Origin of the sequence: Pseudomonas fluorescens (genome assembly GCF_001708445.1) — a bacterium.
Taxonomy (GTDB): domain Bacteria; phylum Pseudomonadota; class Gammaproteobacteria; order Pseudomonadales; family Pseudomonadaceae; genus Aquipseudomonas; species Aquipseudomonas gorinensis.
This window is the reverse complement of record NZ_CP015637.1, coordinates 1,926,828-1,942,594: the sequence shown is the minus strand read 5'-3', so window position 1 is coordinate 1,942,594 and position 15,767 is coordinate 1,926,828. Positions and strand designations below refer to the sequence as shown.

Here is a 15,767-nt window from a genome sequence, read left to right as displayed (position 1 = left end):
CTTTTCGGCGAATTGTTTCAAAGCCGATACATTCACGACATGCCCTCAACACGCCCCAAGGCTAGGCTCGCCCGCACGACCCACCGTGCAGCACTTCCAGCCATGGGGCTGGGCGCCTATGCTGACCGCTACAACCAGGCAGATGATCGCACTATGCATACCCCTTCGGCTTCTGTGAACGACGAGCAAAAAAGCGCGGTGATCGCCGATGAAAAGCGCTGGAATACCCGAGCGCTGATCGTAGACGACGATGTGCCGATCCGAGAACTGCTGATCGACTATCTGGCGCGTTTCAATATTCTCGCCAGCGGCGTGACCGACGGCGCCGCGATGCGCGTGGCCATGCAAGCGGAAACGTTCGACGTGGTGGTGCTCGACCTGATGCTGCCGGGCGAAGACGGCCTGTCGCTGTGCCGCTGGCTGCGCGCCGAATCGGATATCCCGATCCTGATGCTCACCGCCCGCTGCGAACCCACTGACCGCATCATCGGCCTGGAGCTGGGCGCCGACGACTATATGTCCAAGCCGTTCGAACCCCGTGAGCTGGTCGCGCGTATCCAGACCATCCTGCGCCGGGTACGCGATGACCGCACTGAGCAGCGCGCCAACATCCGCTTCGACAGTTGGCGCCTGAACAGTGTGCTGCGCCAACTGGTGGCCGACGATGGCCTGGTGGTACCGCTGTCCAACGCCGAATTCCGCCTGCTGTGGGTATTTATCGAGCGGCCGCGTCGGGTGCTCAGCCGCGAACAATTGCTGGATGCCGCCCGTGGGCGCTCTATCGAGGCGTTTGATCGCAGCATCGACTTGCTGGTTTCACGCCTGCGCCAGAAGCTGGGCGATGACCCGAAGGCACCGCAATTGATCAAGACCGTGCGCGGTGAAGGCTACCTGTTCGACGCGCGGGATATCGGCTGATGCGCAACACCTTCAACACGCTGTTCGGCAGGCTGTTCGGCGTGTTGCTGATTGCGATTGTGCTGGCCCATGGCCTGGCGTTCTTTTGGTTTCACCACTACGGCCCGCCGCCGCCACCGCCTGCAGAAACCTTCGTGCAGCAGCCCGATGGCACGATGAAGCCCCTGCACAAGCATCGTCGCCCGTGGTTTGGTGGCCCGGTGGTACCGCTGACGTTTCAGTTCATCTCGTTGATCATCGCGGCCTGGTACGGCGCCAAACTGTTGAGCCGACCGATCCAGCGCCTGAGTGCGGCGGCCGAACGCTTGAGCCTCGACCTCGACAGCCCGCCCCTCGACGAATCCGGCCCCAGGGAAGCCCGACAGGCGGCATCGACCTTCAACCTGATGCAAAAGCGCATTCGCGAGCAGGTCAGCCAGCGTGCACGCATGCTCGGCGCGGTCTCCCATGACCTGCGCACCCCGCTGTCACGCCTCAAGCTGCGCCTGGAGCAGATCGAAGACACCAAGCTGCAAGGCCAGATGCGCCAGGACCTGGACGACATGATTGGCATGCTCGACGCTACCCTGAGCTACCTGCACGAACAACGCACCAGCGAAACCCGACATTGGCTCGACGTCCAGGCACTGGTGGAGTCCCTCAGCGAGAACGCCCAGGACCAAGGTTCCGATGTGCAGTTTGCCGGCACCTGCGCGCCTTTGCAGGTGCAGCCCATGGCGCTGCGCTCCTGCCTGAACAACCTGATCGACAACGCCCTGCGCTACGCTGGCACGGCGCGTGTGGAACTGCAGGATAGCCGCGAGGCCCTGATTATCCGCGTGATCGACCACGGGCCGGGGATTGCGGCGGATAAACGCGAAGCGGTGTTCGAACCGTTCTATCGGCTGGAAGGCTCACGCAACCGCAACTCCGGCGGCGTCGGCCTGGGGATGACAATCGCCAAGGACGCGGTGGAGCGCCTCGGCGGCCGCCTGAGCCTGGAAGACACTCCGGGCGGCGGCCTCACCGCCGTCATGTGGCTCCCCCGCCGCTAGGGGGAGTTGAAGCCGTAGCGACTGCAAGCCTCTACAGCGTTTTGTCATCACGCCGCCCCTGGGCCTGGGTCGCGCTCCAATCCATCAAGAGGCTGTACGCCACCGCCAACAGGGTCGGGCCGATAAACAGGCCGATAAAGCCAAAGGCGATCAACCCGCCGAACACCCCAAGCAGCACGATAACCAGCGGCAGGTTGCCGCCACGGCTAATCAGGTACGGCTTGAGCACGTTGTCCACGCCGCTGATGATGAACGTGCCCCACACGCCGAGGAACACCGCATACGTGTAATCGCCCTTCCACGCCAGCCAGGCCGTGGCCGGAATCCACACCAGCGGTGGCCCCATGGGGATCAGGCTGAGCAGGAAGGTGACAATACCCAATACCAGTGCGCCCGGCACACCGGCGATCAGGAAGCCGATCAGCGCCAGCAACGCCTGGGCGGCGGCGGTACCGATTACGCCGTTGACCACGCGCTGCACGGTGCCAGCCACCAACTCGATGTAATAACCGGCACGGTCACCAATCAGGCGCTCCAGCAAGCGGTGCACGAACATCGCCAGGCGCGGCCCATCACGATAGAAAAAGAACACGAACACCAGGCTCAGGGTCAGCTCCAGAATGCCGCCGCCGATCTGCGCACTGCGCGCCAGCAGCCAATTCCCGACCTGCCCCAGGTACGGCTTGAGGCTGACCATCAGCGCCGCGCCCTGCTGGTCAATGCTGTCCCACATCGCCACCAACCGCTCGCCGACAAACGGGATCGAACCCAGCCAGGTCGGCGCCGCGGGCAAACCGTCGACCTGAATATCCTTGATCAGTGCCACCGCATCACGCACATGGTCCGCCAGGTTGAACCCGAGCCACACCAATGGCACCGCCACCAGCAGCATCCAGCCCAGGGTCAGGATGCCGGCGGCCAGGGATTCACGACCGCCGAGCCAACGGGTGAGCAGACGCATCAGCGGCCAACTGGCAAACGCCAGCACCGCGCCCCAGAACAGCGCCGACCAGAACGGCGCCATCACCCAGAAGCTGGCACCGAACAGCACCAGCAGCAGGATTTGCACCAGCAGGCGATCGTTATTGAGCATGGGGTATCTCTAGCAAAAGGCTGTAGGAGGAGAGCTTAGGCGAACGGCACGGGTCCGTTCGCCCTGTTACGGTCAGCGTATCAGATGCAGGTGCAGACCCTTGGCTTGATCCGTGCCGGTCTCCAGCCGCGTAGCCCGCACACCGCTGTCAACCAGGGCCTGGCGCCACGCTTCGGCAGTAGGGCCGGTCAAACTGACACGCAAGGTGGTGTCGAGGTTCAACCCGCGGGATATCAAGGTCAACCAGGTGGCGTCAGGGTCTGTGCCCAAGGTCGGGAAGTCCAGTTCGCCGGTGCTTTTCAGCTCTCGCAACAGCGTGGCGGAGGTTGGCAGCAGCTCGCCGAGCGGTGCGCCGGCGTCTATTTGCTCGACATGCAGATAAGCCCGGCGATTGCCCCGGGTGATGCCGTACAGCGCCACGAGGGAGTTTTCCTGCGGGGCGGCCAGGCGCAAGAGCAGGTACTCCTGCTGGCCGTCGGCGCCGACCAGCTTGGCATTGCCGAACACTTCATTGGCCCACAGGCTGCTTTCGCCGCAATCGCGGGCCTGGCACCAGAACAGCAGTTGCGCGCCCTTGGCCTGCAAGGCTTCGCGCGTGGCAGTGAAAGCGGCGCTGGAGGTGTGTTCGGCGGGCAGTTCATAGGTGATCGCCGTGGTTCGCCCGCGGGCAGTGGCCTGGCCTTCGTAGCGCAGTTGGCCGCTGATCTTGCGGATCGCGCCCATGGGGTAGATGCGTTCCTTTTCTTCAGCGGGGCGGTAATCGACGATTTGCGCATCAACCTGGCGGGACACGGCAGGTAAATCCTGGCTTCCCGGCACATCGGCGGCGAACACCAAGGGGCTGAAACAGCACAGGCCGAGGGCACGGATACATCCTTTACGCAGGCTCATCGGATCGGCAAGCCCTGGCCATCGGAGGTCACAGCAGTTTCAAGATCGGTGTTGAGATCGTACATGGTTGACTCCCTTTCAATCCGCCCAGCCTCGGCAGTTGCCCGCGCCAAGTCAAGGCGCGTGGAAGAACCGATTGAAACAGTCTGCAACAAGGACCGCGCCCGGCTCATCATTCAGGTGTAAATGATGGCCTCCCGGCAGCGTTGTGACCGTAAAGGGTAGTTGAGAAAGCAATTCGGAATGTTTCGCCAGCATGCCGTCAGCCGCGACCACCAATTGCGTAGGGCAACTCACTCTGCGCACGAACGCCATCGCCTGCTCATCAGTCAGACGCATCGGCGACGCCAGGGTCAGGCGGCTGTCGGTACGCCACGTGTAACCGCCCGGCACCGGCATCAAACCGCGCTGGGCCAGCAGTTCCGCGGCTTCGCGGCTGACAGCCACCACCCCTTTCATGCGCGCCTCGACCGCACGCTCCAGGGTGCTGTAGACCGGTTTGCGCTTGTCCCGCAGGTTCAGTTGCGCCTGCAACGCCATGCCCAGGCGCTCAGCGGCATTCTCGCCACTGGCGGTCGGCGGGATCACGCCGTCGATCAACCCCAGGTGCGTCACGCGCTCCGGCAAGGCGCCGGCCAGTACCAACGAGACGATGGCGCCTAGGGAGTGGCCAAGTAATGCAAAACGTTTCCAGCCCAGTTGCTCGGCGACTTGCAGCACGTCAAAGACATAATCCCACAAGGCATAACCGGCTCCGACAGGGCGATGCGCCGAATGCCCGTGCCCGGCCATGTCCAGTGCGACGATGCGCAAGCCCTGCAGCTTCGGCGCCAACCGCGCAAAGCTGTTGGCATTATCCAGCCAGCCATGCAGGGCGATCACCGGCACGCCATCCTCGGGGCCGAACAGGTGCGCCGCCAATTCGATATGCGGCAAGCCCAGGCGAACCTCTTCGACCGGCGTACTCATGCGCAACTGCGCTCGCGGGTCTGCCAACGAGTGAACAGGTTCTTGATCAAGGTTGCAGTGTCCTGGGGGCGTTCAAGGGGAAACATGTGGCCGCCCGGCATGGTGAGCATTTCGCCCATGGGCAAGCGGTCGACGCCGCTGGCATGGTGACGCATCACCACCCGGCTCTGGCGACCTCGCACCACTGCCAAGGGCACTTTCAACTGGCGCACCTGACCTGGGCTGGTGTGGGGCACGCCTCGGTAGATGCTGATTTCGGTAGCGGGGTCAAAGCGCAGGCGCAGGCGATCACCCACCTGGTGCAGGCCGTGTTGCAGATAGGCGTCGAAGCATTCCGGGTCGAAGCCGCGAAACAGGGTCTTGCCCGCGAAATAACTGCGCGCGGCCTCCAGGTCTGTGAACTCTTCGCGACGACCCAGGGTACGCCCGGCCGGCGTGAGGCGATCGATAAAGCCAAAGCGCTTGGCGGCACGGATCACCCAACGGTCCGCGCGGGTCAGCACTGGCGAATCGAGCATCACCACGCCGCGATACAGCTGCGGGCAGCGCATGGCCGCATGCAAATGCAGTACACCGCCCAGGGAATGGCCTACCCCCCACACCGGTTCTGGCTGTTGCTCCAGATGGTGGATCAGTTCGTCCACCAGGTTCTGCCAGTTATCGTCCACTGGGAACCTGGGGTCGTGGCCGTGCTGCGGCAGATGGGCCACGGCATATTCCGGCGCCAGGGCGGCAAACAGCTTGCCGTAGGTAGCGGAAGGAAAGCCATTGGCGTGGGCAAAAAACACAGGCTGCGACATACCGGTTCCATCGACAAAAAACAGACACTGATTGTCCCACGCCTGGCTCGGACAGCAATGACCGTAACCGCCAGGAATGATGACACTCACGCCACGCCTATCGCGCCGGCGGGGTCTCGCCCAGGGGCACCACGGCCATGGTCAGGCGCGAGACACAACTGGTCTTGCCTTCATCGTTGGTCAGGCGGATGTCCCACACCTGCGTGGTGCGGCCGATATGAATCGCCTTGGCCACCGCCGTCACCCGCCCGCTGCGCACCCCGCGCAGGTGGTTGGCGTTGACCTCCAGGCCCACGCAATAGAACTTGCTGGCATCGATGCACAGGTAGGCGGCCATGGAGCCGACACTTTCGGCCAGCACCACCGACGCCCCGCCGTGCAGCAAGCCGTAGGGCTGGTGGGTGCGATGGTCAACCACCATGCTGGCGGTCAGGGACTCGTCGTCGAAACTTTCGAAACGAATATCCAGCAACTCACCAATGGTGTTTTTCTGGCTCGCGTTGAGTTGCTCGATATTGGGTTGGGTGCGCCACAGGCTCATACCGTTGTCCTTGTTGGTTTTATGATGGCCCTAATCCTGCCACAGAATCACTTCGTTGCGCTCGCTCCACACCTGAAACTGTGGACCGTAAGTCGATTCAATCACGTTGCGCTTGATCTTCAGGGTCGGCGTCAGAAAGCCGTTTTCTACCGCCCAGGTGTCTTTTACCACCACCAGTTGCCGCAAACGCTCATGTTTGTCCAAGGCCGCGTTGACCTGTTCCAGCCAACGCTCGAGGCTGTCCTGCAAGGCATGGCGCGCATCGGGCTGGCCCACCGTTGACAGCACGCACAGGCCCATGGGCGCGGTAAGGCCGTCACCGACCACACATACCTGTTCGATGCGCGCATGTTCGGCCAGGCGGTTTTCAATCGGTGCCGGGGCTACGTATTTGCCTTTGCTGGTTTTGAAGATTTCCTTGAGCCGTCCGGTCAGGCGCAGGCGGCCGTCGGCGTCCTGCTCCCCCTTGTCGCCAGTGCGCAGGAAGCCATCTTCGGTCAGCACTTCAGCCGTTCTTTGCGCGTCCTTGAAGTAGCCCAGCATGGTCGCGCCACTACGCACCTGCACTTCACCGGCCTGGTCAATGCGCACTTCAACGCCGGGGCAAGGCAGGCCGATCCAGCCGATCTTCTGCTGGCCAGGGCGGCACACATGGGAGTAGCCACAGTTCTCGGTCATGCCATACACCTCCAGCACATCCAGGCCCAGGCGCTGATACCAGCGCAGCAGGGCCTCAGGCACCGGCGCCGCGCCGGAGAGTGCAATGCGCAGCGCGTCGAGCCCCAGGCCGGCGAGGACTTTATGGCCCACGCGCTTACCGATAAATGGCAGGCGCAACAACCTGTCCAGGCGCTTTCCCGGGATCCTGGCATAGACGCCCATCTGGAATTTGGTCCAGATACGCGGTACGCCAAACAATGCCGTGGGCCGCGCCCGACGCAGATCCGTCAGAAAAGTATCGAGGCTTTCAGCGAAATAAACGGTTTGCCCGGTATAGATAGAAGCCATTTCCACAAACATCCGCTCCGCCACATGGCACAGCGGCAGGTAGGACAACAGCCGGTCGCCCTCCCCCAGGCCAAACAACTCAGTGCCGTGCGTAGCGGCAAAGCCCAGGGCGCCGAAGCTGTGCATCACGCCTTTGGGCAGGCCGGTGGTGCCGGAGGTATAAATGATGGTGGCGAGGGCCGAGGCCGGCGGTAGCGGGTCATCCTGGATCGGTGAACAGCCTTGCAGGTCGGCCCAGTGGTAATCAAAGGCGCCGGCCGGGCAAAGCGGCAGGCTGATGGTGGGCATGCCGGCAGGCACGCCGGGAGCCATGGTCGGCCAGTCATCGAGCTTGCCGATGAATACCAGCACGGCCTCGGAATGCTGCAGCACATGGGTAACGGAATCGGCGGTGAGGTTGGGATAGAGCGGCACCGAGACATGCCCCGCCATCCATATCGCGAGGTCAGCGATGATCCAGTGCGCGCAGTTTTTCGAGATCAGAGCGATATGCGAGCCCTGGGGCAGCTCCCTGGCGCGCAGCCAATGCGCAGCGCAGCGTGCCTGGTGGCCGACATCGCCCCAGGTGAGGGTCTGTACCGCACCACCCCCGATGGGCTGGACAAGAAAAGGTTGGCGCGGGTGCCGCGCTTCACGTTCGTAGAAGACTTGCAACGGCAAACGAAAAGCGACAGGCATGGGACGCGCTCCTTTGTGATCCGGCGATAGCCAACCAAGCACTTGCTTGGTTGACTATATAGCACACACAAAGCCGCGAGAAAGCCTACGGATTCTTCACACTGACCAGGCTCATCAGCCCCGCCAACGGGAAGTCGCCCTCTAGCTCCGCCAGGCTGGCGGTGTGCATGGGCTGCGGCTGACGCTGATGACCATGCTGCAGAAAGCTGATCAAGCTGCCGACCAGGGGCTGATGGCTGACCAGCAGCACATTGTCATCGCTGTCGAGCTTGTTCAGAACCTCCAGCGGATTGCCCTCCGGCGTGAGCCAAGGCACCGTGCGGATGTCCGCTTCAAAACCCAACGCCTGCCGCACCAACTGTGCAGTTTGCTGCGCCCGCACGTACGGGCTGGCAATGATCGCGTCCACAGGCTGGCCGATCAGGTGCGCCGCACTGCGCAACACCTCGGCACGGCCATGCTCGGTGAGTTCGCGCTCGGCATCGGTACGGGCATGGCCCTCGGCCTCACCGTGACGCAACACCCACAACTTCATAGCTTCGGCTCCTCGTCGCGCACCGGGTGCGGTGCCGGCGGCACGCTGTGGGCGGCTTCACCTTCCGGCGCGCGCGGGGTTGGCCAATCGGCGAACGGCCATGGCTTTTGTTCGGTGTGGAAGCTGCCAAAGCGGCCGATCTGCGCGAGAAACTGGCTGAGGCTATCGCCAAAGTTCATCAGGCCCAGGTTCGGTGCGCCGTAGACCAGGCGGTAAACCAACTGCACCACCACCAGCGCGCCGAGCAGGAACTGCGCCACTTGCCACACCAGGGCAAACACCAGCATCCACAGGATGCGCAAGGCAATGGATTCGTACTTGGGAGCTGCTTTCGGATCGTTCATGACGCGTTCCTCAGTTGAAACCACTGGTGGAAATAAAGTCGACATCGGTTTTCGGCTCGGCGCGCATCAGCAACTCGATGACCTGGTTCAAGGTGCGCCCCTCAAACAGGATCGCATGCAAGCCGGCCACCAGCGGCATATACACCCCGACTTCCTGGGCCTTGGCCTTCAGCACCTTGAGGGTATTGACCCCTTCGGCCACTTCACCCAGGCGTGTGACGGCGTCTTCCAGGCTCAAACCCTGGCCGAGCGCAAAGCCAACCTGGTAGTTACGGCTCTTGGGCGACGAACAGGTGACGATCAAGTCGCCCACGCCCGCCAGGCCCAGGAAGGTCATCGGATTGGCCCCCTGGTTCACCGCAAAACGGGTCATTTCCGCCAGGGCGCGAGTGATCAGCATGCTCTTGGTGTTTTCCCCCATGCCCAGGGCCACCGCCATGCCGGCGATGATGGCGTAGACGTTTTTCAGCGCACCGCCCAGTTCGACACCGAAGCGGTCGCCACTGGCATAGACCCGGAAGGTCCGGCCATGCAGTACCGCCTGGACACGCTCGCAGAGCGCTTCGTCTTCACTGGCGATCACCGTGGCGGTCAGCGCGTGCTCCGCCACTTCCCGCGCCAGGTTCGGCCCGGACAACACGCCAATGCGCGCCTGCGGAGCGATCTCCTCGAGAATTTCGCTCATCAGCTTGAAGGTGTGCGCTTCGATGCCCTTGGTCAGGCTGACCAGCAGCTTGCCCGCCAGGCGCTCGGCATGCGGCGCCAGCACCGAACGCAAGGCGCTGGAAGGCAGCGCGACGAAGCACAGCTCGCACGCCTCCAGCGTGGCCTGCAAGTCGGTCACCGGCTCGACCGCCGGATGAATCTTGATGCCTTTGAGGTAACGGGGGTTTTCCCGATGCACGCGAATGGCCTCGGCCTGCTCGGGATCACGCATCCACTGACGCACCGGGTGACCGTTCTCAGCCAGCAGGTTAGCCACGGCGGTACCAAAACTTCCGCCTCCCAGGACCGCAATAGGGCGCTGTTCAGTCATATGCAATCCGTTAATCCATACCAGTGGCGATGGCGGCATTATACGGGCCGACCCGCTTGCGGCCAGCCCCCGTGTCAATTCGCACGCCTGTCGGAAAATGCCATGCCTGTGTGAAGTAATTGCAAGGGTGGCGACTGGCAAATGGCCCCGCCTCAGTTAACATGGGCGGCTATCCGTAATTATCAAGGCCGTGCCGTGTATTTGGGCCCTCCTCCCCGTTCATCCCTGTGGTGGTTGCTGCTGTTCAGCGGCGCTGTGTGTGCCGACGACCTGTTCCTCGACAGCCAGCCGCTGCCCCAGGTCCTCACCGCCACGCGCCTCAAGCAATCGGCCGCCGCCGTGCCCGGCAGCATGACCGTGATCGACAGCGAGCTGATCAAGGCCAGTGGTGCGCGGGACATCGCCGAGCTGCTGCGGCTGGTGCCGGGGATGATGGTGGGCTACACCACCGGTAACCAGGCGGCAGTGAACTACCACGGCACCAGCGCCAGCGATGCGCGACGCATGCAAGTGCTGATCGACGGACGCTCGGTGTACCGCGCGGGCCTGGCAACCGTGGACTGGAGCGATATCCCGGTGGCCATGGAGGATATCGAGCGCATCGAAGTGTTCCGTGGGCCCAATACGGTCAGTTACGGCGCCAACGCGTTGATGGCCGTGGTCAATATCCTCACGCGCGCGCCGGCCAATAGCCATGGCACGCGGGTGAAAGTGGTTCGTGGCGAACGGGGGATCAACGATTTCTATGCCAGCCAGGGCGTGGGCTGGGAAACCGGTGACTTGCGCCTGTCCATGTCCGGGCAGCAGGACGATGGCTTCGACAGCGATGCCGTGGGCGCCGACCGCCGTGACGGTCGGCGTCTTAACCGCTTCAGCCTGGCGGTCAGCCAGACATTGAACGCGCAACAGAGTATCGACTGGCAACTGAACGCCAAGGAAGGGACCAACCAGCGTCCCTATACCTACACACCTGTATTTGCCGGGATTACCGAAGGCGGTGACAACTCCGACGTCACTGCCAAGGACTATGCCGGCTCGCTGCGCTGGAACTTCGATTTCAACCCCGAGCACAGCCTCTACGTCCAGGGCTCAGCGCAACAATGGGACCGCCGGCAGGTCTGGAAAGCCTGTGACGCCAAGGTGTCGTTCAGCCCGGAGCTGACCCGCCTGTGGCAACTGAACCCCAACTACGCCGAACAGTTGGCCCGGCACATGGACACCTACAGCCAGGGCACCGCTCCGCCCGGTAGCGCCGCCGAGCAAGCCTTGGCCAACGAAGTGCTGAACCAGTGGCGCAACGGCGCCAACCAGAGCGTATGCGGCAATATCGACCAGAGCACCCGCGAAAGCCGCTACGACCTGGAGGTCCAGGACACCCTGAGCCTCTCCGACAGCCTGCGCCTGGTCAGCGGCATGAACTATCGCTACGACCGCGCCGACTCCGACACCTATTTCAATGGCACCCTGGACGACACCACCTGGCGCCTGTTCGGCCAACTGGAATGGCGCGCCAGCGAACACTGGTTGCTGCAAGGCGGTGCCATGTATGAAGACACCCACCTGAGCGGCAACTCGCTGACGCCACGGGTGGCGGTCAACTACCTGATCAACCCGCGCCACGGCCTGCGCGCGGTGTACTCCGAAGCCATCCGTTCCCCGGACATGTTCGAGAACAACGTCAACTGGAGCTACCGCGTCACCAACCTCAGCTCCCCGACCTACGGGCAGAATTCCGGGCAATACTTTGTAGTGACACGCGGCCCCGGAAACCTCGATAAAGAGCTGATGAAATCACGGGAACTGGGCTATAACGGCTTTTTTGCCGACCTCGGACTGAACATGGACGTGAAACTGTTCTACGACGAAATCACCGACATGATCAGCTCGCCGTTGCGCAATAACCAATACATTGCCAGCAACGCCAACAGTTCGCGGTTTACCGGCGCCGAATCACAGTTCGACTGGCGCATGAGCAACGCCGACCGCCTGCGGCTCACCTACGCTTACGTCGACGCCACCACCAGCAACCCGCGGGACAAGGCACAGACCGCGCGCAACAGCGGCTCGGCCGGCTGGCTGCGCGAATGGGGGCAAGGCTGGTCCAGCGCGCTGTTCTACTATGGCGACGACGCACTCAACCAATATCGCTTCGAACGGGTCGACCTGCGGGTGGCCAAGCGCCTTGCCCTGGGCAAAGCCAACGTGGAGCTGGCCGGCATGTTGCAAACACGCCTCGACAACCAGCCCACCACCTGGGCCGATAACAATTATGACCATCGCCACGTACTCTACTTCAGCGCGGAGTTAGAGTTCTGACATGGGCGATCAGTCAAGGATGACCCTCTTTTTTATCTCAAGGTTTTGCCAGCGCTGTGTGCTGCTGGCATGCCTGCTGCTGACCGGGTCGGCCTGGGGTGCCGACATCCTGCTGACCGCCGCCGAAGACGGCGCGGGCGTCCAGGCCTTCGCCCAGGCACTGGCCCGCCAGCGTCCCGAAGACCACGTGACCTTTACTCCCCTCAAGGACCTGCCGGCGCCAAACCGTTTGCCCGCCGGCACCCGCCTGATCCTGCTGGACCTGCCCGGCCTCGACTGGCGCCTGCAGGACACCCAGGGCCCGCCGACCCTGGTCTTGCGTATCAGCCGCCTGCAAGCCCGGCAACGCCTGGGCAGCAACCTGCCCGCCAGGATCAGCCTGCTCTGGAGCGACCCGCCCCTGGATCGTCAGTTACGCCTGATCACCGGCATCCTGCCTCAGGCGCGGCGCATCGGCGTGCTCTACGGCACCGACAGCGAATTCCTGCTCCCTGAGCTGACCCAGTACGCAGCGCCCCTGGGCCTGGAGATCGTGCCGCAGCGGTGGGACAACATTAATGACAGCCGGCCGTTGTTGAACCTGTTCAAGAACAGTGACGTGCTGCTCGGCCTCGACGACCCGCAGCTGTATAACCCGAAAACCGCGAAGAACCTGCTGCTGAGCAGCTACGCCCGGCAATTGCCGCTGGTGGGCCCCAACGCCGGGTTCGTCAAGGCTGGCAGCCTGTCCAGCACCTACAGTGACCAGGCCGACTGGCTCGCCGTGCTCGACCGCCTGCTTGACCATTCGCCGGCCAATTGGCCACGCGCGCTGTACCCGGAACACTTCAAAGTGGTGGGCAACCCGCAAGTCGCACGCTCACTGGGCATCGAACAGGTCGACGAAGCCAACGTCGCCGCCCGCCTGGCCGAAGGAGAAAAACGCCCATGACTCTGCGTCGTCGTTGGGACATCAACACCCGCACCCAGCTCATCACCCTGGGCCCGGCGCTGTTGCTGACATTGCTGCTGATCAGTTTCTTCACCTTCGTGCGTATCCAGGACCTGCGCCAGGAACTGGACCACACCGGCCAATTGATCGCCAACCAACTGGCCCCCGCCACCGAATACGGGGTGATCTCCGGCAACAACGACGTGCTCGACAGCCTGCTGCGCGCGACGCTGGCCACCCCCCATGTGCGCTTTCTGGAGATCCAGGACAGCGCTGAGAACATCCTGGTGTACGTCGAACAACCCTCGGAAAAACACGACCGCTCGCTGTCGGTAAAAGTGTTCCAGGCACCGATTCGCCTGCAACATATCCAGCTGGGCAATGACTTTTTCCAGGACAACCTCAACGAACCCAAGGCTCCCCGCGCCGACTACCTGGGTCGGGTGATCGTCGGCATGTCCAATGACGCCTTCAGCCAGCGCCAGCAGGAGATCCTGTTCAAGGCCGGCATCCTGGCCCTCTTCGCCCTGCTGTTTACCTTCCTGCTCGCCAGGCGCCTGGCGGCGAGCCTGTCGCAACCGATCAGCGCGATGGGCAACGCGGTAAAAGCCATCCAGCAAGGCGACTACAAGACGCCGCTGCCGATTGTGGATGATTCGGAGCTGGGCGACCTGTCGCGGCATATCAACAACCTGGCCGCAGGCCTCAACCAGGCCAGTCGCGAACAGCAGCAGGCCATGGCCCAGTTGATCCAGACCCGGGAGGAAGCTGAACGGGCAAACAACGCCAAGTCGGAATTCCTGGCAATGATGAGCCATGAGCTGCGCACGCCCATGAACGGGGTGCTGGGCATGCTGCAACTGCTGGAAACCACCGAAATGACCGAGGAGCAGACCGAATACGCGGCGCTGGCGTCCGAGTCCACCGAGCATTTGCTCAAGGTCATCAATGACATCCTCGACTTCTCGCGCATCGAACGCGCCGCCCTGGAGCTGGAACATATTCCATTCAACCTGGCGGACCTGATCAATAGCTGTGCCCAGGCCTTCCAGCACAGCGCCCAACAGCGCGGGCTGGCCCTGACCCTGCCGATTCCGCCAGGCATGGGGGCGTTGCGGGTGCTGGGCGACCCCACGCGTATCCGCCAGATCCTGGTGAACCTGATCGGCAATGCCCTGAAGTTCACCGAGCACGGCACGGTCAGCGTCGAACCCCAATGGCAAACCCTCGACCATGAACTGCTGTGGTTTACCTGCACCGTGCGCGACAGCGGCATCGGCATTTCTGCCGAGCGCCTGGAGTTGATGTTCGACGCGTTCCAGCAGGCTGACAGTTCCATTTCAAGACGTTACGGCGGCACCGGCCTGGGCCTGCCAATCGCCCGGACCCTGGCCGAACGCATGGGGGGCACCCTGCGGGCCCAGAGCGAAGAAGGCCGTGGCTCGGTGTTTACCCTGGAAATCCCCCTGGCCATCGACCAGCACAGCCTGCCGGCCATTGCCCAGGATGCCGAAGGCAAAGCCGGCGCCGGCGAAGGCCGGCACGTGCTGCTGGTAGAGGACAACCCGGTCAACCGCACGGTGGTCGAAGCCATGCTGCGCAGCCTCGGATTTGAGGTGAGCCTGGCCACCGACGGCGCCGAAGCGATCCGCAGCGCCGAGAGCCTCATATTCACCGCGATCCTGATGGATTGCCGACTGCCGCTGATCGACGGCTACGAGGCCACCCGGCAGATTCGCCAACTGCCGGGCTGCGCCGACCTGCCGATAATCGCCCTCACCGCCAATGCCTTGCAGGGCGACCGTGAAGCCTGCCTCGCTGCCGGAATGAACGATTACCTGGCCAAGCCGTTCAAACGCACGGATTTGCAGCAAATCCTGCAGCGCTGGGTGCAATAGCGCAGCGCCATCAGCCAAGTCCGACTGGCGTGAAACACGAAAGTGCGGCAGTCTTAGGCACCCGAACGGGCCTATAAACGGGTCCGGTTTAAAATTTCAGTGAACAAGTGTACATTCAGTGCCTTGACGCTGTGACTTTCACTACAACGCAATAGTCTATGTGTAGGCTGCCGAGATGAGGCATGAACGCTTCAGTCGGTTCGGGAAGATTTGCCCTACCCTGCCGCATGGGATTATTGAGGAGCTCGCATGACCAAACAAAACGCCTTTACTCGGGAAGACCTGCTGCGCTGCAGTCGCGGTGAGCTGTTCGGCCCAGGTAACGCGCAACTGCCCGCCCCGAACATGCTGATGGTGGATCGCATCACCCATATCAGCGAAGAGGGTGGCAAGTACGGCAAAGGTGAATTGGTCGCCGAGCTGGATATCACCCCGGACCTGTGGTTCTTCGCCTGCCATTTCGAAGGCGATCCTGTCATGCCGGGCTGCCTGGGCCTTGACGCCATGTGGCAGCTGGTCGGTTTCTTCCTCGGCTGGCAAGGTCTGCCGGGCCGCGGTCGCGCCCTGGGTTCGGGCGAAGTGAAGTTCTTTGGCCAGGTCCTGCCGACCGCCAAGAAAGTCACCTACAACATTCAGATCAAGCGCGTCCTCCGGGGCAAGCTGAACCTGGCCATCGCCGATGGTTCGGTGAGCGTCGACGGTCGCGAGATCTATACTGCCGAAGGCCTTCGGGTCGGCGTATTCACTTCCACTGACAACTTTTAAGGGTTATCCG

General features: G+C 62.8%; 15 protein-coding genes. 6 read left to right on the top strand and 9 right to left on the bottom strand.

The genetic code is table 11. The features are described from left to right. The first annotated feature begins 153 nt into the window (after window positions 1–153). A complete protein-coding gene (locus tag A7317_RS08835; RefSeq protein ID WP_041161131.1) occupies window positions 154–918 on the top strand; it encodes a response regulator in 765 nt (254 codons plus the stop codon). Continuing rightward, window positions 918–1,952 carry a sensor histidine kinase gene (locus A7317_RS08830; protein WP_069075588.1) on the top strand — a complete coding sequence of 345 codons (1,035 nt, stop codon included), beginning with the start codon at window positions 918–920 and terminating at the stop codon, window positions 1,950–1,952. Before A7317_RS08835 ends, A7317_RS08830 begins: the two co-directional genes overlap by 1 nt. Before the next feature lie 31 nt (window positions 1,953–1,983). On the opposite strand, the gene A7317_RS08825 is transcribed toward A7317_RS08830, so the two are convergent. The 9 genes from A7317_RS08825 to A7317_RS08785 form a co-directional block, all read right to left on the bottom strand. After that, the gene (locus A7317_RS08825; RefSeq protein ID WP_024074328.1) at window positions 1,984–3,045 is read right to left on the bottom strand and encodes an AI-2E family transporter; all 1,062 of its coding nucleotides are present in this window, start codon (window positions 3,043–3,045) and stop codon (window positions 1,984–1,986) included. Between the two features lie 72 nt (window positions 3,046–3,117). Beyond that, a complete protein-coding gene (locus A7317_RS08820; protein WP_024074327.1) occupies window positions 3,118–3,936 on the bottom strand; it encodes a DUF4892 domain-containing protein in 819 nt (272 codons plus the stop codon). Between the two features lie 114 nt (window positions 3,937–4,050). Next, on the bottom strand, window positions 4,051–4,905 hold the full coding sequence (locus A7317_RS08815) for an alpha/beta hydrolase (RefSeq protein ID WP_069075587.1): 855 nt from the start codon (window positions 4,903–4,905) through the stop codon (window positions 4,051–4,053). Further along, entirely contained in the window at window positions 4,902–5,705 is an 804-nt protein-coding gene (locus tag A7317_RS08810; RefSeq protein ID WP_024074325.1) for an alpha/beta fold hydrolase, read from the bottom strand. The genes A7317_RS08815 and A7317_RS08810 overlap by 4 nt, the downstream gene beginning before the upstream one ends. A gap of 97 nt (window positions 5,706–5,802) precedes the next feature. Next, complete coding sequence (locus A7317_RS08805; RefSeq protein WP_024074324.1) at window positions 5,803–6,246, bottom strand: hotdog fold thioesterase; 444 nt, start codon at window positions 6,244–6,246, stop codon at window positions 5,803–5,805. A gap of 30 nt (window positions 6,247–6,276) precedes the next feature. Beyond that, window positions 6,277–7,932, bottom strand: a complete 1,656-nt coding sequence (locus A7317_RS08800; protein ID WP_069075586.1) for an AMP-binding protein — start codon at window positions 7,930–7,932, stop codon at window positions 6,277–6,279. 85 nt (window positions 7,933–8,017) lie between these two features. Next, window positions 8,018–8,467, bottom strand: coding sequence for a phosphohistidine phosphatase SixA (gene sixA, locus A7317_RS08795; RefSeq protein WP_024074322.1), 450 nt, complete (start codon window positions 8,465–8,467; stop codon window positions 8,018–8,020). Further along, the gene (locus tag A7317_RS08790; protein ID WP_024074321.1) at window positions 8,464–8,811 is read right to left on the bottom strand and encodes a DUF4389 domain-containing protein; all 348 of its coding nucleotides are present in this window, start codon (window positions 8,809–8,811) and stop codon (window positions 8,464–8,466) included. Before A7317_RS08790 ends, sixA begins: the two co-directional genes overlap by 4 nt. A 10-nt stretch (window positions 8,812–8,821) precedes the next feature. Further along, the gene (locus A7317_RS08785; RefSeq protein ID WP_024074320.1) at window positions 8,822–9,847 is read right to left on the bottom strand and encodes an NAD(P)H-dependent glycerol-3-phosphate dehydrogenase; all 1,026 of its coding nucleotides are present in this window, start codon (window positions 9,845–9,847) and stop codon (window positions 8,822–8,824) included. Between the two features lie 195 nt (window positions 9,848–10,042). Between A7317_RS08785 and A7317_RS08780 the strand changes: the two genes are divergently transcribed. The 4 genes from A7317_RS08780 (at window position 10,043) to fabA (ending at window position 15,757) form a co-directional block, all read left to right on the top strand. Further along, entirely contained in the window at window positions 10,043–12,163 is a 2,121-nt protein-coding gene (locus A7317_RS08780; protein ID WP_069075585.1) for a TonB-dependent receptor plug domain-containing protein, read from the top strand. Between the two features lies 1 nt (window position 12,164). Next, a complete protein-coding gene (locus A7317_RS08775) occupies window positions 12,165–13,094 on the top strand; it encodes an ABC transporter substrate-binding protein (protein ID WP_069075584.1) in 930 nt (309 codons plus the stop codon). Next, entirely contained in the window at window positions 13,091–14,992 is a 1,902-nt protein-coding gene (locus tag A7317_RS08770) for an ATP-binding protein (RefSeq protein ID WP_024074317.1), read from the top strand. Before A7317_RS08775 ends, A7317_RS08770 begins: the two co-directional genes overlap by 4 nt. A gap of 249 nt (window positions 14,993–15,241) precedes the next feature. Further along, window positions 15,242–15,757, top strand: a complete 516-nt coding sequence (fabA, locus tag A7317_RS08765; protein ID WP_024074316.1) for a 3-hydroxyacyl-[acyl-carrier-protein] dehydratase FabA — start codon at window positions 15,242–15,244, stop codon at window positions 15,755–15,757. Window positions 15,758–15,767 lie beyond the last annotated feature (10 nt).